The 23149-nt window shown below is 64.0% G+C and carries 19 protein-coding genes and 1 riboswitch; of the genes, 6 read left to right on the plus strand and 13 right to left on the minus strand.

The annotated features are described in order from the left end of the window. Positions 1-106: 106 nt before the first annotated feature. A complete protein-coding gene (locus U5768_RS30285) occupies positions 107-1498 on the minus strand; it encodes an LLM class flavin-dependent oxidoreductase (RefSeq protein ID WP_322033996.1) in 1392 nt (463 codons plus the stop codon). 5 nt (positions 1499-1503) lie between these two features. Further along, positions 1504-2748, minus strand: a complete 1245-nt coding sequence (locus U5768_RS30290; protein ID WP_322033997.1) for an acyl-CoA dehydrogenase family protein — start codon at positions 2746-2748, stop codon at positions 1504-1506. A gap of 375 nt (positions 2749-3123) precedes the next feature. Between U5768_RS30290 and U5768_RS30295 the strand changes: the two genes are divergently transcribed. Genes U5768_RS30295 through U5768_RS30310 form a run of 4 tightly spaced genes read left to right on the plus strand, consistent with a single transcriptional unit; the run spans position 3124 to position 8086 of the window. After that, on the plus strand, positions 3124-4605 hold the full coding sequence (locus U5768_RS30295) for a sugar ABC transporter ATP-binding protein (protein ID WP_322033998.1): 1482 nt from the start codon (positions 3124-3126) through the stop codon (positions 4603-4605). Between the two features lie 3 nt (positions 4606-4608). Beyond that, on the plus strand, positions 4609-5667 hold the full coding sequence (locus U5768_RS30300) for an ABC transporter permease (protein WP_322033999.1): 1059 nt from the start codon (positions 4609-4611) through the stop codon (positions 5665-5667). Between the two features lie 60 nt (positions 5668-5727). Continuing rightward, positions 5728-6966 carry an SfnB family sulfur acquisition oxidoreductase gene (locus U5768_RS30305; protein ID WP_322034000.1) on the plus strand — a complete coding sequence of 413 codons (1239 nt, stop codon included), beginning with the start codon at positions 5728-5730 and terminating at the stop codon, positions 6964-6966. Between the two features lie 25 nt (positions 6967-6991). After that, the gene (locus U5768_RS30310; RefSeq protein ID WP_322034001.1) at positions 6992-8086 is read left to right on the plus strand and encodes a substrate-binding domain-containing protein; all 1095 of its coding nucleotides are present in this window, start codon (positions 6992-6994) and stop codon (positions 8084-8086) included. 338 nt (positions 8087-8424) lie between these two features. On the opposite strand, the gene U5768_RS30315 is transcribed toward U5768_RS30310, so the two are convergent. The 11 genes from U5768_RS30315 to U5768_RS30365 form a co-directional block, all read right to left on the minus strand. Then, entirely contained in the window at positions 8425-9486 is a 1062-nt protein-coding gene (locus tag U5768_RS30315) for a HoxN/HupN/NixA family nickel/cobalt transporter (protein WP_322034026.1), read from the minus strand. Continuing rightward, positions 9486-9647, minus strand: a riboswitch (adenosylcobalamin (AdoCbl) riboswitch). Its footprint overlaps the gene before it by 1 nt. 122 nt (positions 9648-9769) lie before the next feature. Further along, a complete protein-coding gene (locus U5768_RS30320; protein WP_322034002.1) occupies positions 9770-11260 on the minus strand; it encodes a PepSY domain-containing protein in 1491 nt (496 codons plus the stop codon). Positions 11261-11273: 13 nt separating this feature from the next. Then, positions 11274-13670, minus strand: coding sequence for a TonB-dependent receptor (locus U5768_RS30325; RefSeq protein WP_322034003.1), 2397 nt, complete (start codon positions 13668-13670; stop codon positions 11274-11276). Positions 13671-13748: 78 nt separating this feature from the next. Further along, positions 13749-14114 (minus strand): DUF2946 domain-containing protein, encoded by a 366-nt coding sequence (locus U5768_RS30330; protein WP_322034004.1) that lies wholly within the window; start codon positions 14112-14114, stop codon positions 13749-13751. 221 nt (positions 14115-14335) lie between these two features. Further along, on the minus strand, positions 14336-14782 hold the full coding sequence (locus U5768_RS30335; protein ID WP_322034005.1) for a copper chaperone PCu(A)C: 447 nt from the start codon (positions 14780-14782) through the stop codon (positions 14336-14338). A 74-nt stretch (positions 14783-14856) separates the two neighbouring features. Further along, positions 14857-15504, minus strand: coding sequence for an SCO family protein (locus U5768_RS30340; RefSeq protein WP_322034006.1), 648 nt, complete (start codon positions 15502-15504; stop codon positions 14857-14859). Between the two features lie 115 nt (positions 15505-15619). Then, positions 15620-16006, minus strand: coding sequence for a DUF2946 domain-containing protein (locus tag U5768_RS30345; protein ID WP_322034007.1), 387 nt, complete (start codon positions 16004-16006; stop codon positions 15620-15622). 295 nt (positions 16007-16301) lie between these two features. Continuing rightward, on the minus strand, positions 16302-16976 hold the full coding sequence (locus U5768_RS30350; RefSeq protein WP_322034008.1) for a hypothetical protein: 675 nt from the start codon (positions 16974-16976) through the stop codon (positions 16302-16304). A gap of 45 nt (positions 16977-17021) precedes the next feature. Then, positions 17022-18326 (minus strand): chloride channel protein, encoded by a 1305-nt coding sequence (locus U5768_RS30355; RefSeq protein ID WP_415913996.1) that lies wholly within the window; start codon positions 18324-18326, stop codon positions 17022-17024. A 528-nt stretch (positions 18327-18854) separates the two neighbouring features. Further along, positions 18855-19274 carry a MarR family winged helix-turn-helix transcriptional regulator gene (locus U5768_RS30360; RefSeq protein ID WP_322034010.1) on the minus strand — a complete coding sequence of 140 codons (420 nt, stop codon included), beginning with the start codon at positions 19272-19274 and terminating at the stop codon, positions 18855-18857. 492 nt (positions 19275-19766) lie between these two features. Then, on the minus strand, positions 19767-20702 hold the full coding sequence (locus tag U5768_RS30365) for a LysR family transcriptional regulator (protein WP_322034011.1): 936 nt from the start codon (positions 20700-20702) through the stop codon (positions 19767-19769). A 123-nt stretch (positions 20703-20825) separates the two neighbouring features. Between U5768_RS30365 and U5768_RS30370 the strand changes: the two genes are divergently transcribed. Both U5768_RS30370 and U5768_RS30375 read left to right on the plus strand, forming a co-directional pair. Continuing rightward, the gene (locus U5768_RS30370) at positions 20826-22028 is read left to right on the plus strand and encodes an FAD-dependent monooxygenase (protein ID WP_322034012.1); all 1203 of its coding nucleotides are present in this window, start codon (positions 20826-20828) and stop codon (positions 22026-22028) included. Positions 22029-22074: 46 nt separating this feature from the next. Beyond that, positions 22075-23142, plus strand: coding sequence for a cupin domain-containing protein (locus tag U5768_RS30375; protein ID WP_322034013.1), 1068 nt, complete (start codon positions 22075-22077; stop codon positions 23140-23142). Positions 23143-23149 lie beyond the last annotated feature (7 nt).

A 23149-nucleotide genomic window follows, 5' to 3' on the forward strand; every position in this document is an offset into this window, starting at 1 on the left:
TTCACGCTAGTAGGCAAACACGCGTTTGGAAAAGAATGAAACGTCATATGGTTATTCGTGCGGCAAGGCGGCGACCGCGTCTGCTCGTGTTTGAACGGTGAGCGGTTCACCGGCGCGCCGCGAGTTCGCGTTTCACGCGTTCGATATCGCGAAAGCGCGCCGCAGGATGTTCGTCGGGCAACCGTGCGCCAGCGCCGAACAGCTTTTCGCGCAGCGTGCCAGGCGCATACTCGCGTGGATACACGCCGCGCCGCTGCAGTTCGGGTACGAGATGATTCACGATGTCCTCGAACGTCTCGTGCGCAACCGCGTAGGCCAGATTGAAGCCGTCCACGCCCGTTGCTTCGACCCACTCCTGGAGAATGTCGGCCACCGTCGCGGGAGAGCCCACGAATACCGGCCCCATGCCGCCGATGCCGCCCCACCTCGCCAGCGCCTCGATCGTCCACGTCTTGTCGCCGCCTGAAAGATGATCGACGGCGGAGTGAATCGCGTTCGTCTGCACGCGCTTGACGGTGTCGGTCGGCAGGTACTGGCCGAAGTCAATGCCGGTCCAGCCCGACATGAACACGAGCGAACCGTCATAGGAGACATGGCGCTGGTACTCCTCGAAGCGCGCCAATGCCTTTGCGTCCGTCTCGTCGACGATCACGGTGACGAGGTTGTAGATCAACAGCTTGTGCGGATCGCGACCGGCGAGCGCTGCCTGGCGGCGCACATCCGCGACGTAGTCGCGCAGTTGGGCCTGCGAGAGCGCGGCGACAAACACGCATTCCGCGTGCTGTGCGGCGAACGTCTTGCCCGGACCTGACGCGCCAGCCTGGAACAGCACCGGTGTGCGCTGCGGAGAGGGTTCGCAAAGGTGATAGCCTGGCACTTCGAAGTATTTGCCCTTGTGCCCGATCTCGTGCACTTTCTCCGGATGCGTGAACACGCGCTTCTCGCGGTCGCGCACCACGGCGCCGTCTTCCCAGCTTCCCTCGAACAGCTTGTAGAGCACCTCGACGTATTCGGTCGCGACTTCGTAGCGGTCGTGGTGGTCGCGCAGGCCGCCTTGGCCGACGTTCTTCGCGCCGCTCTCCAGATACGATGTCACGATGTTCCAGGCCAGGCGCCCTTGCGTGTGGTGATCGGCGGTCGAGAGGCGGCGCGCGAATGTGTACGGGTGCTCGAAACTCGTGGATGCCGTGATGCCGATGCCGAGGTGCGACGTGACCATCGCGATGGGCGCGGCGAGCTGCAAGGGATCGTTCACCGGGATCTGCGCGGCCTGGTGAAGCGCATGATAGTTGCTGCCTTTGTAGACGTCGTAGTAGCCGATCACGTCCGCGATGAAGATCGCGTCGAACACCCCGCGTTCGAGGATCTTCGCGAGATCGGTCCAGTAGGCGAGGTCCTTGTACTCCCAGGAGCGGTCGCGCGGATGCGTCCAGAGGCCGGGCGACTGATGGCCCACGCAGTTCATTTCAAAGGCGTTGAAGCGGATGGTCTTGCTCATGATGGTCATTGGCTCCCGCGTTTCGGTCCGTTGCCGGTCTGCCATACGAAGGGCGGCTCCGTACCGTTGATGGTCCAGTCGCCCACGATCTTCGCCTTGTAGACGAGCGGATTGTGCGACGACACGGCGCGTGCGTTGCGCCAGTGCCGGTCCAGCGCGTGGTCCGCGCGGATGGCCGAGGCGCCGAGCGCGTCAAACAGATGCGTCGCGGCGCGCAGCGCGAATTCGGAGGCGACGAGCTGGCTCTGCGCCGAAGCGATCTCGGCCTCCACGTTGGCCGCGCGCCCGGCTTCGTCGTCGCCGCCAAAGTGCGCCTCGTACGCGCGCTGCACCGCCTGCGCGGCCTGCAATGTCACGGCCCGCGCGCCGTAGGCCCACGACGCGATCTTGCCCACCACCTGCTGGATCTGCGCGTCGTCGCTCGCACGCGCGGCATTGCCGTGGCTGTAGATGCGTTTGCGGCTGCGCACGAGCGCGGCGGCGTCGCGTTGCGCGGCTTGCGCAATGCCCGCGAGCGTGGCGACATGAAAGAGCTGATAGAACGCGGTTTGATATTTGAAGCGGCGGCCGAAGTCGATGATATTGCGCGGCTGCACCTCGGCGTTCCGGAACACGGTGGTGCCGCTGCCTGTCGTCGTTTGGCCGAAGCCGTCCCAGTCGTCTTCGCGAATGACGCCGGGCTGGTGGACATTCACCGCGACGATGACGTCGCTGCCGTCGTCGTCGCGCTGCGCGAAGACATCGATCCAGTCGGCGTAAAGGCTGCCGGTGCTGTAATACTTCGCGCCGTTCAGCACGAATGCGCCGTCGCGGCGGCTTACCTTTGTGTTGATCTGGCCGAGCGCGACATCGCCGGCCTCGGTCCACGCATTGCCAACCAGTTGCCCGCCGACGAAACGATCGAGCCACGCACGCTGGTCCTCGTCCGCCGGCGCGTTCAACCAGTCTTCGACGAAGGCGAAGTGACCGCGCAGCGCCTGTGGCAGATTCGAATCCGCTGCCGCCAGTTCGATGATCAGGCGAAAGAGTTGTTCGATCGATGCGCCCGCGCCGCCCTGACGCGCCGGAACGCGCACCGCGCCGAAGCCCGCTTGCTTGAGCAGCGCGATCGCCTCATGCGGCAGGCTGCGTGCGCGATCGCGCTCGACGGCTTCATTGGCGATTGCCGCGAAAGCGGGGAGGAAGCGGGCAGCGAGCGCCTCGTAGTCGGTGCCGGTGGATAGCGTGTCGTCGGATCGCGATGAACTCATGCGTTTGTTCTCGAATGAAGGGTAAACAACGCTGCGCGCGGCAAGGGCCGCGTAGCCGTGTGCTGCGTGCGCTTGCGCAGGCACGGGACCAGGAGGATGAGTATAGGAAGGCGTGTGACGCCTCTCCAATAACCGATTGTCGAATCGATATCGGTTTGCCGGGTTTGCCGGCTTTGCGTCGAGGCGCGCCGTGCGATGGCATCGATTGCGCTGTCATCGCGGAAGCGCTGCGCGGCGGTTGCAAGGGAGCGGTTATGTAGTTTCCCTTATCAATCGAGGGCGCATGAATATGAGCATCGCTTCGTTTGGCTGACTGTTGTGCGTCGCTAGGATGGGTGCCGTTACCACTTTCGAACCGCGAACGCTTACGCTGCGATGTCCGCTCCGATTCTGACTGCTCATGCGATCACAAAGCGCTTTGGCGCAACCGTTGCGCTATCGCGGCTCGACTTCTCCATCCACGCGGGGGAGGTCGTCGCGCTGATGGGCGCGAACGGCGCGGGCAAATCGACGTTCGTGAAAATCCTGAGCGGCGTGAGCTTGCCCGACGAGGGCACGCTCGCGCTCGGCGGCCAACCCTACGCGCCCGCTTCGCCACAGGCGGCGAAGCGGCTGGGCGTGGCCACGGTGCATCAGAGCATCGCCGACGCCGTGGTGCCCTCGCTGTCGATTGCGGACAATCTCTTGCTCGACGCGCTTTGCGACGGCCACGCGCACTGGTGGACACCGCGCGCCGCGCGCCGCGAACGCGCCCGCACGCTGGCCGCGCGCGTGGCGCTCGAAGCCGATCTCGACGCCCCGCTCGGTTCGCAGTCGCTTGCCGGCCAGCAGCGCGTCGTGATCGCTCGTGCATTGGCTTCGCGGCCACGCCTGCTGATTCTCGACGAGCCGACGGCCAGCCTTTCTTCGAGCGAGGCGCTGCGGCTTTACGCGCTCGTCGACGGCCTGCGCGCCGAGGGCGTCGCCGTGCTGCTCGTCTCGCACCGGCTTGGCGATCTCCGCAGGCTCGCTTCGCGCGTGGCGATCCTTCGCGATGGCCGCATCGTCGGCGAGCAGCGCGCGCCGGTTGACTTCGACACCGCGCTCGAAGCGATGATCGGCCGTGCGCTGCCGGCTGCGCGAACCTTGCCTCACGCGCATCCGATCGGCGCGAAGCCCGCGCTGCGGCTTCGCGGACTGCGCCTCGCGCCGGGTTGCGATGCGTTCGATCTCGACGTGGCGCAGGGCGAGATCGTCGCGATTGTCGGCCCGGTCGGCGCGGGCAAATCCCGGTTTGCGCAGGTGATCTTCGGCGCGCTGCGAGCGGCAGCGGGCCAGATGGAACTCTACGGGCGCCGCTGGGCGCCGCGCACTCCCGCAGACGCGATTCGCGCAGGCGTATTTCTCGCGGGCGAAGACCGGTGGCGCACGTCGCTCTTTCCCGACACCGTTGCTTTCGCGTCGATTGCCGGCACGATCAGCTTCCCGTTCCTGTCGCGCTGGCGGCGCGGCGGCGCCTTGCCGCGCGAACGCGAGCACGCCGAGGCACACAACGCGATCGAGGCGTTCGGGATTCGCTGCTCGGGACCGGAACACCGCGTCTCGCGGCTATCGGGCGGCAACCAGCAGAAGGTCCTGCTTGCGCGCTGGCACGCCGAGCCCGCGCGGCTGCTTTTGCTGGACGAACCGTTTCAGGGCGTCGATGCGGGCGCTAGAGCCGATATCGCTTCCACACTGCGTCATCGCGCGGCGGGTCGCGCGACGCTTGTTTTCGTCAGCGACCTCGAAGAGGCGCACGAAATCGCCGACCGGATCGTCTTGTTCGATCGCGGCGCGCTCGAGCACGATGACTCCACAGCCTCCCATCTTGCCTACTGAACCATGAGATCCGTCACGCCGACACTCGCTTCCAAAGACTCTCCCGCCAGTTACACGGCTGCGCGGCATCGCCGCGGCCTTTTCGTCGCGCTCGAACGAGCCGGGCTGCTGATCGTGCTCGCGGCGCTCGTGGTGATCTTCACGGTTCGTGAACCTGCGTTTCTGAACGTCGCCAACCTGTTCAGCATCCTGCAGGCCGTGTCGATCGTTGCGTTGCTCGGCATCGGCGTGACGATCACGCTCGCGGCGGGCGGCTTCGATCTTTCGGTGGGGAGCGTGGCCGCCTCCGCGCAGATGGCCGCGAGCTACGTGCTCGTGGTGTGGCACGGCAACAGTTGGGAGGCAGTGCTCGCGTGTCTCGCGCTCGGCGTCGCGGCGGGGCTGTTCAACGGCGTGCTCATCACGCGCCTGCATGTGCCGGACCAGCTTGCGACGCTCGGCACGCTTTTCCTGCTCGCCGGCCTCCAGTTGATTCCGACGGGCGGCCGCTCTCTGGCCACGGGCACGATCCTGCCGGACGGCACCGAAGCAAGCGGCATGTTTCCCGCCGCGTTTCTCGCGCTCGGGCGCGCACGCCTATTCGAGGTGGTCCCCGTTCCCGTGCTCGTGCTGCTCGTGCTGACCGTGCTCGTTTCGGCCGTCATGGGCTCGACGCGGTGGGGGCGCGTGATCTATGCCATCGGCGGCAACGAGACCGCGGCGCGGCTGGCGGGCGCGCCGACAGCCCGTTACCGGATGGGGGCCTATGTCGCTTCGGCGACGCTCGCGGCCCTTGGCGGCCTGCTGATCGCCGCGCGTGTCGGCCGAGGCGACGTGAGCGCGGGGCATTCGTTGCTGCTCGACGCGGTGGCGGCGGCGCTCGTGGGCTACGCCGTGTGGGGCGCGAAGCGGCCCAACGTGCCCGGCACGGTTGTCGGCGCCGTGTTCGTCGGCGTGCTGCTCAACGGCCTCACGATGCTCAATGCGCCTTACTACCTCCAGGATTTCATCAAAGGCGCGTTGCTGGTCGTGGCGTTGGCGTTCACGTTCAGCGTCGGCCGCAGAACGGAAGGGCGCGACTGACGCTCTCCGATTCCATTTTCTTGTTAGCGATTCACACAACCTGATCGAGCGGAGCGCAACATGGCAGAGACACTGGCAGATATCGCGGCACACGGTGCCGCATCCGTAACCGAAGCCGCGCATGTCATCGCCTCGGACAGCGAGGCGATAGCGGTTGCAAAGGCACTGGCCGCGCGGCTTGCCGAGGGCGCGGCGTTGCGCGATAGCGAGCGGCGCTTGCCGCATGAAGAGATCGAATGGTTTTCGCGCTCGGGCCTATGGGGCATCACGGTGCCGAAGGCATATGGGGGCGCCGGCGTTTCGTTCGTTACCCTAACGGAAGTGGTCAAGCTCATCGCCGCCGCGGACCCGTCGCTCGGTCAATTGCCGCAGAACCACTTCGGTCTCGTGGACGTGATCGCGCTAACGGGCACCGAGGAGCAAAAGCATGGCCTGTTTGGCGAAGTCCTCGCCGGGAAGCGATTCGGCAACGGCTTCTCGGAGAAGGGCACGAAGCATGTGCTCGACCTGAAGACACGGGTACGCCGTGACGGGGATCACTACGTGATCGACGGCACCAAGTTTTATTCGACCGGCGCGCTCTTTGCCCATTTCGTGCCAGTGCTCGGACTCGACGAGGACCGCAGGGGATGGCTCGCCTATATTCCGCGAGGCACGGAAGGGCTCAGCGTGGTCGACGACTGGTCCGGTTTCGGCCAGCGCACCACCGCGAGCGGCACCGTTACGCTCGAAAACGTTCGCGTGCCGGCCGGTCTCGTGCTGCCCGCGCATCGCGTTTCCGAGCAGCCCACGCTCAACGGTCCGCTTTCGCAGATCATCCAGGCGGCGATCGATGCGGGCATTGCCCGCGCCGCGATCGACGACACGCTCGCGTTCGTGCGCTCGCGCACCCGGCCGTGGGTCGACAGCGGCGTCGAGCGCGCCAGCGACGACCCGCTGACGATCCGGGAGGTCGGCCATCTGCATATCCAGTTGCATGCCGCGGAGGCGCTCCTCGAACGCGCCGCGCGCGTACTCGACGAACTCGCGGCGCAGGGCGCGACGACGGAGGAGGACGTGGCGCGCGCCTCGGTCGCCGTGGGAGAGGCGAAGGTGCTCACGACGGAAATCGCGTTGCTCGCAGGCGAAAAGCTGTTCGAGCTGGCCGGCACCCAGGCGACGCTCAGTGTCCACAATCTCGACCGCCACTGGCGCAATGCACGCACCCATACGCTGCATGATCCGGTGCGCTGGAAGTACCACCTCGTCGGGAATTACTACCTCAACGGTGTGAAGCCGGCGCGTCACGCCTGGAATTGAACCTGACACACACAACGGGAACGTCATGAAGACATCGATTCACCAGCTTGTTCGCAACGGCGCGTCACGCAGGCCATCGGCGCGCCGCGCGCTTGGCGCATTCACGCTCTGCGCAGCGGGACTTGTCGGCTCGCTCACGGCGCATGCCGAAGCGCTGAAGGGCGCGCCGGCGCCGTTCGACAAAGGCGGCGTGAAGGTCGCTTTGGTCAACTACATTTCCGAGGGCGACTTCTTCCAGGCTTACGAGGCTGGCGCGCAGAAGCAGGCGAAGGCGCTCGGCATCGATCTGCGCATCTATGAAGGGCGGCAGGACGCGGCGCAGCAGCGCGATCAGATCCAGCAGGCCATCAATCTCGGCGTGTCCGCGATCATCGTCAATCACGGCCTGCCCGAGTCGCTGGGCGACGTCGTGCAGCAGGCGCTCGACAAAGGCATCAAGGTCATTGCGTTCGACGTCAATCTCGCGAACCCGAAGGTCCCGCAGATCGAGCAGAGCGACCGCGACCTCGCGTCGCTGTTGCTCGCGCAGGCCGTGAAGGACAACGGCAACGCGTTTTCCGCCGGCTACGTCTACGTTGCGGGGTTCGCACCGCTCGATCGCCGCGACGCGGTGTGGCAATCGTTCAAGCACGCGCATCCGGGGATTCAGGAAAAAGCGCGCTGGGGCACCGTGGACAATCCGATTGCGCAGTCCGTGGCCAATCAGGCGGCGGCCGCCTATCGCGCCCATCCGGATATCCGCGTGGTGATCGCGCCTTATGACGAGTTCGCGCGCGGCGCCAATCTCGCGGCGAACGAGTCGAATCTCGGCGACAAGCTGCGCATTTACAGTGCGGACATCTCGACGGCCGACATCGAGGCGATTCGCGCCCCCAACAGCGCGTGGGTGGCCACGGCCGCAACGAACCCCGCGGTCGTGGGCGCGGTGTCGGTGCGCGCCGCGGCAATCGAAGTGGCCGGGCAGCCGCTTGCGCATCAGATCGTCGTGAAGCCCACGCTCGTGACGCGCGACGATCTCGTGAAGAACGATATCCGCACGATCGCCGAACTCGGGACGAAGTTCCCGGCATTCCGGACGAGCGACGCCGCGACCGCGCCGTGGATTCCAGCGGAGCAATGATTGGCCCGTGAATGGCTAGCCGGTATCGCGCCAAACGTGCGCGATGCCGGAGCCGTCCGGGATCACTGCTGAACCGGGGAGGAAGGGGTGTTCAGGCGGAACGCCAGCGCGCGTCGGCTACGACCAGCTTCTTCGGAATGAGCTTATCTCTGAGCCGCTTACGATAGAGCGATTGCGCACGTCATTCCTCGGGCCGTGTCAGCCATCGAACGGTACCGCACGGCGGTATGGGGCGGACATGTGATGCGCCGCTCAGGTCGTGGATCCGCGACGTATCTGGCTGAGGTATCCTGGCGCAGCGCGCGCGAGGCATTCGACGGCGCTGCGCCAGTTACCCGTCAACGCTGCGTGCTGACCTGCACCTCGTCGTAGCGCCTTGCCCGATAGATGAGGAGCGAGGCAATCCAGCTCAAGGCAAAGACGCCGATGATGATATAGCCGAGCACGCCGAAATTATCGTTCAGCGAGCCGATCGTATCCCACACACGGCCTTTCAGACCGAACTGGTCCGCGAGCAGACCAAGGGCCTCGATCCCGCCGATCACGACCGCGACGATGATCGAAACCAGCGTGATGGTCATGTTGTAGTAGATCTTGCGCAGCGGCTTCTGGTACGCCCAACCATAGGCGCCCAGCATGAGGTGTCCGTCCAGCGTGTCGATCAGCGACATGCCTGCGCTGAACAGGACGGGGAACACCATGATGGCCCAGGGCGAAAGGCCCTTGGCCGCCTGGGTAGCGGCGATGCCCAGCAGGCTGATTTCGGTTGCGGTGTCGAAACCAAGACCGAACAGGAAGCCGATCGGATACATATGCCAGCTACGAGTCACGAGCCGGAACAGCGGGCGAAAGAGCCGTGCAACCAGACCCCGGTTAGCGAGGAGCATGTCGAAGTCGTCGTCGACGTAGGCGCCGCCGCTGCGCACATGCTTCCACGCGCGATAAATGCCGCGCAGGATCAGGAAGTTCATGAGCGCGAGCGCGAACAGGAAGAACGAGGAAACGAGCGTGCCGATGATGCCGCCCACTTCCTTGAAATTGTCGAACCGGCTCTGGATGGCTGTAGTCGCGAGCGCCACCGCGACCGCGGCGAGTATCACTACAGTCGAATGGCCGAGCGAGAAGAAGAAACCAACCGCAACAGGGCGTTTTTTCTCCTGCATCAGCTTGCGGGTCACGTTGTCGATTGCCGCGATGTGGTCGGCGTCCACTGCGTGCCGCAGGCCGAAGCTATAGGCCAGCAGGGCGGTGCCGAGCAGCACGGGATACCTGTGAAACGCAACGAGCGCCCACACCCAGGCAATAACGTTGATGGCGATGAGTACGCCATAGATGCCAAACAGCTTGCTACGAACTTTCGAATTTGAGTCGTTGAATATCTGAATGAGCTGGGTAAGCATCATGAACTCCCGGGATAACGCGTCCCGACGATTTATATGAGGATGACACCGCAAGGTCTGACTTGGCATTGGTAGCAAGGAAGCTGCCTATGTCCACACAGTGGCGCGACCGTGCCGGAATTGCACCGGCTTCCCGCGGCGTCACGCTTGAGGCGTAACCAAGGGCCTTATACAGCGCCTTTATGGAAATGTCGATCCTCCTGTCGGCTTTTGGCCGCATTCGGCGCGGAAACGACCGCGACGGCGCAATCGGCCGGGCGACTATCGATATTCACGCGTGCCTTCATGAAGCTGCGACCGGTCCGGCGCGGCGCAATAGCAAACGGTCGACCAGCCAGACGGCGACGATCGTCAAGCCCATGAGCGGAAACACGATGCCCAGCACAACGAGCGCGGTTGCCCATGCGCGCATCGGTGGCGCGGCGCGCTCGCGGGAGGGGGCGCCGAGCGTGCCCGATGGCCGCCGCTTCCACCACATCACGAAGCCGGTAACGGCGAGCGCCGCCAGGCCGAGCGACAGCGCCGCGCAAACGATCTGGTTTGGCACACCGAAGTAACGGCCCATGTGCAGCGACGTGCCGTACGATACGGCCTTGCTGACAGCGCCATAGTCGCCATAGCGGATGTCTCTCAGCACGGCCCCGCTGTACTGGTCGATGTACACGGTGCGCTCGAGCGTGGGGTCTGCGGGAAAGTACGACACGGTGTACACGCCATGCGGCGACGTGGGCAGCGCGATGTCGTAGCCGTCCACGAGTCCGGCCGCGCGCATCTGTTCGACGATATGCCCGAGGGGCAACGGCCTCACGCCGGGCTCGCCCGCTTCGGGTGAGCCGGGCACGCGCACCGCGCCGACCGCCCAGGGCACCTGGGGCAGCGGCATGTCGTCCATGGTCATGCCCGGCATCGGCTCCATTCCGGAGGACGTCTCGTGGCCGGCAGCGGCGTGTGCCGCGGACGGCTTTCCGGGCACCGTCGAGTGAAGCGCCAGCCCGCCCCACGAGCCCGGCGGCGCGCCGAGCTTGACGCTGGTGGCGAGCGCCTTGAACTGCTTGCCCCACGAGCCGGTCCACGGCAGGCCGGTCGCCACGAACGCAAACGCGCCGATGGCGAGCCAGATGCCGAGTGTGGCGTGAATGCTTTTCCATAGCGGCCGGCCCCGCCGCGCGAGATCGGGGACGAGCGCCGCGCGTAGCGAGGCGTTCTCTCCCGGCCACCAGAGCGCAAGGCCGGTGCCGATCATGACGAGCGTCCAGCACGCCACCAGCTCCATCAGCAGCTCGCCCGGCTTGCCGAGCAGCAGCTTGCGGTGAATCATGCGGTCGACCTGCATGAAGCGGCTGTCGACGTCGAGCGTACCGAGCACCGCGCCGTCGTAGGGATTCACATAGACGCTTTCCTTGTGACCGTCCGGCAGACGGAAGACGAATTCGGCGCTGCGGTCCGTACGGGACGAAATGCGTGCGGTCGTCGCGACCGCGCCTGCCGGCACGGCGGCGCGCGCGTTCGCGAGCAGGGCGTCGACTTCCAGGCGCGGCGACGCTGCGGGCTCGACGACGAGCCGGTGCGGATAGAGCAGCGGTTCGATCTGCGGCTGAAAGCAGTAGATCGTTCCCGTGATGGCGAGGATCACGAGAAACGGCATGACGAACAGCCCGGCGTAGAAGTGCCAGCGCCAGAGCGTGCGGTATCCGCGCTGTGCGCCGGATGGCGGGCCGCTTTGCGCACGGGTAGCGTCGGGCGTCTTGCGAGCGACAGTTTCGGCAGTGGACATGAGTGTGTCTCCTTTACATCCGCAGACGGCCTTCGACATAGAAGGTGCGGCCAGGGTAGGGGTGATACACGAAGTAACGGGCATCGAAAATGTTGTCGACGCCCACGCTGAGATCGCTGCCCTTCGTGGGATGGAACGTGAACTTCGCATCGGCCACCGTGTAGGTGCTCGTGCCGCCGAACACGTTCGGGTTCGTATCGGTATTGGTCAGCGTGTTGTACTCGCGGCCCGAGTAGCGCGCGGCGAGCGTGAGCGCATAGCGTTCGCCGATGTGATACGTCGCCGCGATATCGGCGCGCCAGAGCGGAATGCGGTAGAAGTATTTGCCGACCGTGGCGGGGTTCTGGGCGTTCTCGAGGATCTTCGACTGCGTGTAGGCGACGCTGCTGATGAGGTCGAGCCCGCGCACGAACACGTCCTCGCCTTGATAGCTCAGCTCGACGCCGCGCGAGCGAACCTTGCCGATGTTCTGGAAGTTCGTCACGTTGGGAATCACCGTCGTGTCGGTCTGGCTGAAGATCGTATTCTTTACGTCGTCCTGAAAGAGCGACAGGCGGAACAGGCCGTTCCAGTGCGCCCATTCGGCGGTCAGCTCTTTCGAGAGGTCGTTCTCGGGTTGCAGGTTCGGATTGTTGTTGATGATCGACGACCCGTTGATCTGCCCCTGGAACAGTTCGCTGACGGTGGGGAAGCGGTAGGCGCGTCCGACCGACGCGCGCAGCGTCAGGTCGTCCGTCACGTCGAACGAGAGCGAGGCCTTCGGCGAGAAGTGGCTCTGGCTGGCGTTGGGGTAGGGCACGTAGGCGCCGCCCACGGCCTGGGCGCCATCGTAGGCCTGCCAGTCCTCGTAACGCACGCCATACACGAATTTCCAGCGCGGCAGGAAGCGCCAGGCGTCCTGCACGTAGGCCGCCTGGGTCTGCGTGCGGCCCTTGAACGCATTCGCGAAGCCGCCTGCGGCGCCATCGGTCCACGCCGCCGTGTTGAACGTTTCGTTGTCGAGGAAATAGTTGTCGTAGTGGTAGCCGAAGGTGACGGCATGATTGAGCAGGCCGGCCTGCGGCGAGGGCGGCGTCCAGCTCGCCTTGAGGTCGAGCGTTTTCCAGCCGGTGCCGTCGCCGAACGTGACGACGCCCGGGCCGTTGCCGGGACCGCCCGCATTCGCCGTGCGCGCCACGCTGTTCGTCACGTCGTAGTACGAAGCAATGGCTTCGCCGTTCCAGCCCGTTGCGTTGTGCGTTTTCAGCGAGAGCCCGTAGAGCCAGTTCTCGCTCCACCCCTGGCTCGGCGCGAGCGCCGATGCCGGAATGTTGTACCCGTAGCCGCCGATATTCACCCGGCCGCTGTACACCGGGTTGCCGTTGGCGTCGTACAGGAACGTGGAGGTCGAGCTGTTGTACTGCTGGTGCCAGTAGCCGAGCGTGAACGCCCCCTGAACCGTGGGCGTGAAGTCGTACTGCATCTTCAGCTTGAGCTGGTCCTGGATCGTGTGTTCGATACCTTCGCCATTCACGCCGATCACCGCAGTGGGTGTGTTGGTCTGGTTGTTGTAGAAGTACGCGCCGCTCACCGGCGTGTCGCCGGGTTTGGCGGGCGTCGTCGATTTCGCGAGCGTCGCGAACTGCAATGGCTGGCTCGTGTTTTCGAGGTGGTTCGCGCCGATGAAGAACGAAAACTTGCCGATGCGGTTGCCGATCGACGCGCTCGCCTCGCTGCCGTTGAAGTTCTGGTTGACGCCGTAAAGGCTGAAGTGCTGCGTGAATGCCTTGACGTCCGCGCTCGCCTCGAACTTCGTGGGCATTTGCGTGGTGATCAATACCGTCGCGCCGAGCGAATTGCCCGGATACAGCGCCGAATACGGCCCGTAAATGACATCGACCTGCCGGATTTCCTCAGGGAACACCATCGACCAGCGCGGGGGAAACGAATAGCTGTTGCCGAGCAGGTTCGACAGCAGCAGGCCGTCGGCGTAGACAAGGCCGCGCGCACTTTGCGAGTTGCTCGTGCCGCGCACCGCGATGATCGAGTTCAGGTCGCCGATAAAGCGCTTGCGGACCGCGAGGTTTGGCATGTACTTCAGCACGTCTTCGGTGTTGACCACGTTCCAGTTGCGGAACTGGTCTGGCGTGACGGTCTCCACCGACGCCGGCATATTCGGGTCGACGGCCGGAGTCGCGCCGCCGTTGCCGCCGCCCGCGCTGGCGCTGACTGTGACGGTTGGCAACACGGCAGGGTCCTGTGCCGTTGCCGGCTGGTCTGTCGGTGCGCTCGAAAGGGTTGCGCTGGGACCGGTCTCGGCCGCGGCATGCGCAGCCTGGGCAATCAATGAAAGGGGCAGTAGCCCGAGCGTGATGAACCGCGCCCGGCCGCGCGCACGCGCGCGCAGCTTTCGCGATGCGAAGTGCAGCATGAAATTTTCCTGGAATCGTAGTGCGAACGGCTACGCGCGCCAGCGGGTGGCGCGTCGAAGCGGCAGACAGTCACGGAATCAGGAAAAGGCTGGCGGGGCTCTTGGTCGTCCCGAGGGGAACGCTCCGAGCGGGGTGTGACGGGTGGACAGCACCGGCACGGCGGCGATGGCAACGAGCATCAGCAGTACGAACGGTGCCGCCGGTAAAGAGGGCACGGCCGGCTGATTGGCGAGCAGATCGCAATAGCCGCAGGCCGAAAGCGAGTCGCCGTGCGCCATTTGACCGGAGTCCGTGGCAGGCGACGTTGCGGAACAGAGCACGGCGGCTGTGTCGTCCCGATGGGCGGCGGCGACCAGTTGACTCACGAGCGGCGCAAGCACGACAAGCCACATGGCGATGAGGCCAAGCCATGCGGTCAGGTGTTTGCGGGGTCGGAGAGTCATGGTCGGGGTAAAAGATTGCGGCGAAGTTTAGCACCTGAACGAATTGGCGTGTCAGGTCTTCACGGCTGGCGTGGCGCCACAATCCCCGTTGACGGTCTTGTTTCGGCCGTTCATATGATCGTTATTCAGGAATCCAGATAAAAAGGTAAGCGCAATGAATCGCGGCCGCCTTGAAACGAATAGCTGCGCCTCGAAACAGGCGCAGCCTTCATCCTTGTGCCTCACTGACCCGCGGCGTTCTTCACGGCGCATTGCGCCTCGACGTTCTCGCCGTCGCTGAACTTGAAGGTCACAGGAATGGCCGAGCCGACAGTAAGCGGCTTCTTCGCTTTTTCGAACATGACGTGATAGCCGCCGGGCGCAAACGCGAGCGAGCCGTTTGCGGGAACGCTCGCCTTGTCCACCATCACCATCTTCGATGTGCTGCCGCTGCTCTGCGTCTGATGAAGCATCGACATGCCGAATGCGTCCGTGCTGACGCCGACGAGATCGATATTCTTGTCGCTCATATTCATGAGCTTGAAGTAGCCGCCCGACGGCGTGTCGCCCGGCATGGAGCGGATCCAGCAGTCGGACACCATCATGGCGCCCGACGATGCCGCCAGTGCCGGCAGCGCGGCGGCGGCGAGCGGCAGGGCGAGAGCGAGGTTGAGCAAGTGGCGATTCATGGTCTTTCTCCTGTACATGAACGTGTGGAAGTTATGGGAACAATGGGGTACAGCAAACAGGCGCGGCCTTCCTGTCAGCTCGCCTGCAGCAACTCGCCGAGGTCGTGAACCCATGGCTTGACGCCCTGGCCATCGCGCGCGTAAAGCCGCAATTTGCCTGAGGGATCGAAGACAAGGGCGGCGGCCGTATGGTTCATCGTGTAGTTGCTGGCGTCGCTGCCGGGCACCTTCTGATACACGAAGTGAAAATCGTTCGTCACCTGGTTCAGTTGCGCCGTGCTGGCCGGGCGCAAGGCGCGGAACGACGGATTGAACGCGGCGGTGTATTGCGCCAGCAGGGAGGGCGTGTCGCGCTGCGGATCGACGGTGACGAAGAGGACCTGGACGCGGCTGGCCTTATCCGGGCCCAACTGGTCGAGTGCCTGCGAGAGTTCGGCGAGGGTTGTCGGACAGACATCCGGGCAGTGCGTGTAACCGAACAACAGCACCACCACCTTGCCTCGATAGTCGGCGAGCGTGCGCATCTGGCCGCTGGTATCCGGAAGCGAAAAGTCCTTGGCGAACTGCGTATTGCCGGTGATGTCGAGGTTCTGGAACGAGAGCGGCGGCTTCTGGTCGCAGCCGCCGAGCAATATCGTGCCCGAAAGCGCGCAAGCGACCAGCACGGTGCTCAGAAGCCGTGCCGAAGCCGCACCGGGAGAGCGGTGAAAAGCGTTGAACATGGAGTGTCGGTTCGAGCCACATGTGCACGCCCCCGAGGGGCGTGAAACATGAAATGAACGAGGACGCGATAGACGTCGCGCACAAACCACCCGCGCGCGCGGGTGCCGGGAAGGATCAGGCGGAAAGGGGCGGGGCCCGAGGGTGGTCCGGGCGCCAGCCCTCGATGCGGGCCGTGAAGTCGCGTGACGGTACGGCGAAGGCGTGCGAAGCGCCTGCGTGCGCGACCGGCGTGGCAATCGCAACACCGGGCAGCGGCGTGTGCACATGGAGCAGATCGCAATAGCCACACTGCGCGATGCTGCCGATGGGATGAGAGGGCGCGTGATCTGGCGCGGCGCCTCCTGAGCAAAGCTCGGCGACCGGCTCGCGCGCATGCAGCGACGCCACGATCTGGCCGACGTCCGGCATAAAGACGACGAGCCACATGGCAAGCAGGGCAAGCCATGTACTCAGACGTTTGCGGTTAGCGGCGGACGACGACATCCGCGCATGGTAACCCATGGCGGCGGGATCGTCTCCCGGGTGTGCGCGACTGCTCCGGCGCTGGGTGCGCCGCGCGGCCGGATGAAGCGCCGTTGCGGCAATCTGTCGCAACGGCGCATATCCCCGGCGCGTTATCGCGTTCGCGCCGTCATGCGGGGTTCGTCAAACCGCAGCCGTCACACTGAATTCGACCAGTAACTCCGGCAATCCAAGCGTGGCCTGCACAGTGCAGCGGGAGCGCGTCGTCGTTGATTCACAAGAGGGACCTGCCGGCGCTTCGTAATTGAGTGGCTTCCCTTGACGCCTCCCGGCGTCATATCCGGGGCCGCACGCTTCGTTCGTCTGAATTGTTGCGTGTATTACGTTCGATCGCGGTGAGCAGCAGGAGCAGGACAAGGAAGCCTGCCAGCGCGAGGAGGGTTCCCAGCGACGACCCAAGCTGTTCGCTTCTGCCGCGTGCCGCCTGAATGGCGCTTTGGGCCGCACCAATGCGCTCGATCTTGACCCGGGCGTACTGGTTCATGGCCGCCGCGACATACCGCTCGCGATTGTCCCACTCCCACGATGCGGCTCGCTGCGTTGCCCGCGCGACGACGTCTGACAGCTCGTCCAGGAACTGCTGCCGGTCGGCCAGCGGAACGCTCGCCAGCCACGCTTCGAGCAGCGGCTGACTCGCATTGTCCTGACCCAGTACGGTACGCAAGGGCGCGGGGATCAGGAATCCCGCCGCGCCGGGAACGTTCGCCATGGGGTAGCTGCCATTGGCGCTGTCATTCGACAGTGCGTCGTTCGCCGCCTCCGAACCCGGTATGGACGAAAGCACCTCGCTGGCACTGAGCGGCGGATAAGCCGTTGCAGCCGTCTTTCCTGGAAGGGCGAGTGCGAACATCAACGCAATCATCGCCAGCACGGCCCCCACGAGCGCGATGAGACATAGCACGTGGGCCATACCCAGCAGGCGCCGCTCCAGCTTGTCCGCAATCTTCATGTCAACCCCGTTGAAATCCGTTCCGGTCCGGCGCCGGCATTTACCTCACGGCTGCCGCAGGTAACGCTCCGAGAGCGCTTCGTACAGAGGAGGTGCGAAAAGGCGCGAGACACGGCTTGCGATGAGCGCCGTTGCCATCAGCGAGATAACGAGCGCGTGCCCGTTGATCATCTCGATGACGATCACGAACGCCGTGATCGGGCTTTGCGTGACCGCCGCAAGATAGCCGACCATGCCGAGCGCGATGAGCATTGGAAGCTGCATTTGCGAAAACACCATGTGCACCGTATTGCCGATGCCCGAACCGATCGCAAGCGATGGTGCGAACAGGCCGCCGGGCGCGCCGGGCAGGTACGATCCCACCATCGACACCATCTTCAGGAGCGGGTATGCCGCGCTGACATGCGCGGTACCCTCGAGCATGCTGCGTGCCTCGGCATAGCCGCTGCCGAACGTATGGCCGTGCGAGAGCACGCCAACGACCGCGATGACGAGGCCGCTGAAGGCGCCGAACAGCACGGGCCGCTTGCCGCGCAGTTCGAGCAGCCGTTTGGGCATCCAGCGCTTCGTGTTGAGCAGCAGCCAGCAAAAGCAGCCGCCCAGCACGCCCGCCATCACGCCGATCAGCAGGACGGCGAGGCTGAGCCATTGGGGCAGTCCCGAGCCGATGTCGATCGTGCCGAAATACACGTAGTTGCCCTGAAGTCCCAGCGAGACGACGCCGGCAAAAATAATGGCCGTGATCAGCACGCCGCTCGTGCGCTGCTCGAAGCTGCGCATCAATTCCTCGATGGCGAACACCACGCCCGCGAGCGGTGCATTGAATGCCGCGGACAAGCCCGCTGCCGCACCCGCGAGCGCGAGCCTGCGTTCGAGCACGCCCGGGCGGATCGCGAGAAAGCGCCGGGGGTAGAAACGCCTCAGGCTGAACATCAAGGCGGCGCCGACATGAATGGTGGGTCCTTCCCGACCGATCGTGAATCCTCCCAGAATGGCCAGAAAGGAGATGAAGATCTTGCCGACGAGAATGCGCGGTGTAAGGAGTCTGGGGCCGAGTTCGTCCGGTCCGTGAAGCACGGCGATGACCTGCGGGATGCCGCTGCCTTCCGAACCGTCGAAGAAGCGCCGCGTGAGCCAGACCGTGACGGCACCTGTTGCGGGCGCGACGAGCAGCGGCAACCAGAAGCGCTCGGCCGCGTAACGCAGGAACAGGCCGTAGCCGAAATCGATCAGCTTCGCGTAGAGCACGGCGATGAGGCCAACGGAGATCGCTCCGAGCCAGAATACCCCGTAGTGCAGCCATAGCCGGTTGGCTCGCTGTAGCGTCCGCCGGTCGATCAGCCCAAACATGCGCACGATTTGCCTCTCCCTTTTTCCATACCCACTTTCTGGACGGCTCCGTCGCCGGCCCCATGTCGCGCCGGAGGCGGGCAAGTCAGGCCCTGCGCAGCGGTGGCGTCTTCATGTTGAGCGCAATGACGAGCCAGCACAAGACGAGCCCCGCACACGCGTAGAAAACCGCGCTCGCGCCCTCGTGCTTGAGCCGATAGCCGCCCGCCACGCGCGCTCATGCTTGAGCGGGAAGTGGCGGTGTGGACGTTGCACGCATATAAACGATCAAAAAAAAACCCAGCGGATGCTGGGTGAAATGAGTCGCCGCCCCTGCCACAGGCGGCAACCGGACGCTTCCGTCCGACAAGCTGAGGACACAACAATGTCATGGGACCACGCACCGTGCTCGCTGAAAGCATACTGCAATGATAGGTCACGGCATGACATTTCGGCAAATTTATCCGGGCAAACTTAAGCGAAACTTAAACGGACAAACCGGGAGGCCGCCCGGGTGCATGCGATCGAGCGGGGCGGCGATGGATCGCGCTATTTGCTCTCCTCCCTGAATGCCCAGCCGAAGGACTGCACCTCCGACTTGTGTAGCGCGGCGAGTCTTAGCAGGCAGCGTTCGCCTTCCTGTGTGAGGTGTACCTGCACCTCGCGGCGGTCGTGGGCGCTCGGCACACGGATGACAAGTCCGGCCGCCTCGCACCGTGTGACGAGTGCCACGGTGCCATGCGACGACGCCTGAAGGCGCTCCGCGATCTCGCCCACGGTGGCCCAGTCGCGGTCGGGAAAGGCACGCGTGTGCAGCATCAGCATGTACTGCAGCGGCGTCACACCTTCCGCGTGCGCGATTTCCTCGGACACCCGCAAAAATCGTCGAAGACGATACCGGAACTCGGAAAGCTCCTCCAGGTCGGCTCTCGTCACCTTTTCCGTTACTTTTCGGGGTTTCGGCGGCATAGGCCCGTCCTTGTCTTACGGATTTCGAGTGGGGGAAGATCATCATGTGACATAAAATACCGGCCCATTTGATTCGTCATGCAAAGCGCCATTGTAAGGGAGCGGCGGTGAAGGGCGGTTCGCGCGTTGACGCGTCGTCCTGGGCACGCCGCCCGCCGACAACGCGTGACCGCCACAGCGGTTGCCGCCCGCATACGCGTTGCGCTTCTTACGATCTGACTCAAACCTGCCGGCATCGTTTACCGGTCTTCACCACGCAGACGGTCGTTATGCGGACTGGCGTGGCATTGAGTTCATTAATAAACAGGATTCCTTATGATTATACCTGTTGCTGCCAGCAGCAGAGGGGCCCGGTTGCACTGGTTCTTTTCGTCGACGACGGGCCGCATGGCTTGCGCTGGACGACCGCGAGAATTTTCCCACGCCAGCGGTTTAGGAAGCCTCGGCTGGATGGTTCTTTCACGACTTCGGGCACCAGGCCTTACGAAGAGTTCAAGAGCGGGACAAGTCCCGAGGACTGTCGGGTTCCTTGAACAATTCGTATATTAGAGCACGCAGCCAACGGACTGCCGCATCGTCGTGGAACCGCTTGTGCCAGTGTTGCCGAAGGCGGAATGTGGGGGAATCAAACGGCAGCGCGTGCACGGCGACGCCGCGAGCGTTCCGGAATAACTCGCCTGTCTCACGCGGCACGATTGCGATGAAATCCGATTGCGAGACGATTTCGAGCAGACTAAGGAATCGCGACACTTCAAGCGGCACGTTTCGTACGATTTTCTTTTCGGCCATATGCCGCAAAATGATTTCCTGACTTCGACCCGGCGTCTCCACGTCGGCATGCGGAGCCTGCAGAAACCGGGTCATCGTCAATTTTCCCTTCACATGGGGATTGTCCTTTGCCGCGATCGCAACGAAGTGACTCGTGAAGAGTGCCTGCTGGTAAAAATCGGCGCCGACCAGATCGGGATAGTGTCCGATAGCCAGGTCAACATCGCCGGACTCCAGTTGCTGCTCCAGGGCCGACGGCGTCAAGGAAAGTACCCGAAGCTGTAGTTGTTGCCCGTGGCCGCGGAGGGTCCGCATCAACGGCGGCGTAAAAAAACTTTCCCCGACGTCGCTCATGGCGATGCGGAATTCCCGGTTCGAATTCGCGGGGTCGAAAATCGCAGGGCTGAGCAGGCCGGACTGGATGCGCTGGAGGACGTCGCGCACCGTTTCCACCATCGCCAACGCGCGTGGTGTCGGCTGCATGCCCGATTTGACGCGCACGAACAACGGGTCTTCAAAGGCCGTACGCATCTTCAGCAGGGCGTAGCTCATCGCCGGTTGGCTAAGCCCGAGTTCGCGCCCGGCGACTGTCACATTGCGGTGCCGGATCATCGCGTCGAACACCACCAGCAAATTCAGATCCAGATTACCAAAATCCATTTTTTCGATTGCGACTATTGAAGTTGCCTGATTGACGAATAATGCCTGGAAATCGACTATAGCGCCAACGGGACATGGCCGTGCGCCTGACCCCAACCAATTGCAAAGACACAGGAGACAAGCGTGGGAAACGCAAACCTTCCCCTCGTCGTGGTCGGTGGCGGCCTGGGCGGCCTCAGCCTCGCGCTGGCACTGGGCCGGAACGGACGCCGGGTGCATGTCCTTGAGCAGGCATCCCAGATCTCCCCGATCGGCTATGGTATCCAGCTTGGACCGAACGTATTCAAGGCATTTGACCGCCTGGGAATCTCGGAGACCGTGAAGGCCACCGCGGATTGCCCCGTGTCACTCGTGATGCCGGACGCGGACAGCGGCGAGACGCTCGCCCGGGTTCCCCTTAGGTCCAGCAAGTTCTACCAGCGCTATACGAATCCCTACATCGTCATCCACCGGGCCGACATCCACAACATCCTGCTCGACGCCTGCCGTCGCACGCCGGGTGTGGAACTCACGGTCAACGCTACCGCAGCAGGTTTCGAAGACCGTGGCAGCGAGGGCGTACGCGTCACCTGCGAGGACGGACGAATTTTCGACGGCGCTGCGCTGATCGGTGCTGATGGCATCAAGAGTCGGGTACGCAATTACGTTGCCGGTGAAACGCCGGCGCGGTCGGTCGGCTACGTCGCGCACCGCACCATCATCGACATGAAAGATGTTCCTGCCCATCTGCCTCACCAGCAGGACGTGGTGCTATGGGCGGGCCCCGGCTATCACGTCGTTCACTATCCGCTTCGCCACGGGACGATCTTCAACATTGTCGCTGTGTTCAAGGATCCGGCTCCGGGTCACGGCGATATGCGCGTCACCCACGAGGAAGACGTCAAACACGTCTATGCGAACGCGCACCCTGCATTGAAGAAGCTGCTCTCGATGATGAATCTGGAGCGCCGCTGGGTGCTGGCCGATCGTGATCCGATCCGCACATGGAGCCGTGGACAAGTCGCGCTCCTGGGCGACGCCGTGCATCCGACACTGCAGTCGCTTGCGCAGGGCGCTGGCATGGCAATCGAGGACGCAGTCTGCCTTGCGGACCTGCTGCAGAACATGGATTACGCCTATGAAGGCGCGTTCAAGGAATATCAGCGACGCCGTCTGGTTCGCAGCGCGCGCATCCAGCTTGGCTCGCGCGAACTCTGGGAGGTTTATCACGCAGAAGGCATCGCCCGCGAGGTGCGGGACGCAGAGCTGGAAGGACGCAGTGAAGACGACTATTACCAATGCCTCGACTGGGTCTGGAAGGGCGACCCATGCCTGATCAAGGGCTGACAGTCGCACGTTTGCTGTTTCATTTGCCACGGACAAGGAATACGTCATGAGCGCACGACCAGAAGACAAATTGAGTAGTTATCCTGATGACACTTCCCGCGCATATCGCGAACGACTGGCGGCGCTCAACGTCGCCCCGCTGTGGGATGTGTTGAAAGGACTCGTTCCGAACGAGCCGCGCCCAAAGGCCATGCCTCATACCTGGCGATGGGAAGCGATGCGCGACAGGCTGATCGAATCGGGCAGCGTCGTGAGCGCCGAAGAAGCGGAACGACGCGTCCTGATGCTGGAGAATCCGGGCCTGGGCGGTTTGCCGAATGCCACCGATACGATCTATGCGGGCCTGCAACTGATTCTTCCCGGCGAAATCGCCCGCGCGCATCGTCATACGCAATCCGCACTGCGTTTCGTGCTCGAAGGCGTCGGCGGCTACACGTCTGTCGACGGCGTGCGCACCGAGATGGTTCGAGGCGATTTCATCGTCACGCCTGCGTGGACGTGGCACGACCACGGCAATGACGGCAACGGTCCCGTCATGTGGCTCGACGGGCTGGATGTGCCGCTCGTGACTTTCCTGCGCGCGGGATTTCGCGAAGAGTATGACGCTTCCACGCAGTTTCCGCGCAGCGGCGAATCCGACCAGGTGTACACGCGGTACGCCGATGCGCTGCTGCCGCTGGAGAACAAGCATGCGGGGACGACGTCGCCGATCTTCAATTACCCGTATGCCCGTACCCGAGAGGTCCTCGACCGGCTGGCACGCTATTCGGACATTGACCCCTGCCACGGCGTCAACGTTCGCTACGCGAATCCGCTGACTGGTGGATGGGCCATGCCGACGATTGCCGCCTCCATGCGACTCATCCCGCGTGGCTATACCACCGAATACTTCCAGTCGGTGGAGGGCACTGTGCTCGTCGGCGTCGAAGGTTCGCCTTCGGTCGAGATTGATGGCGTCGGCCGTTTCGATATCTCGGACAACGACGTTTTCGTGGTGCCGGGCTGGAGCCGTTGGCGCATGCGTGCCGACGCGAGCAGCGACGCAGTGCTGTTCGCGTACTCCGATCGCCCGGTCTACGAAAAACTCGGCCTTTACCGCGAAAAGCGCGGTTGACCCTCTC

Source organism: Paraburkholderia sp. J76 (genome assembly GCF_905220295.1).
GTDB lineage: Bacteria > Pseudomonadota > Gammaproteobacteria > Burkholderiales > Burkholderiaceae > Paraburkholderia.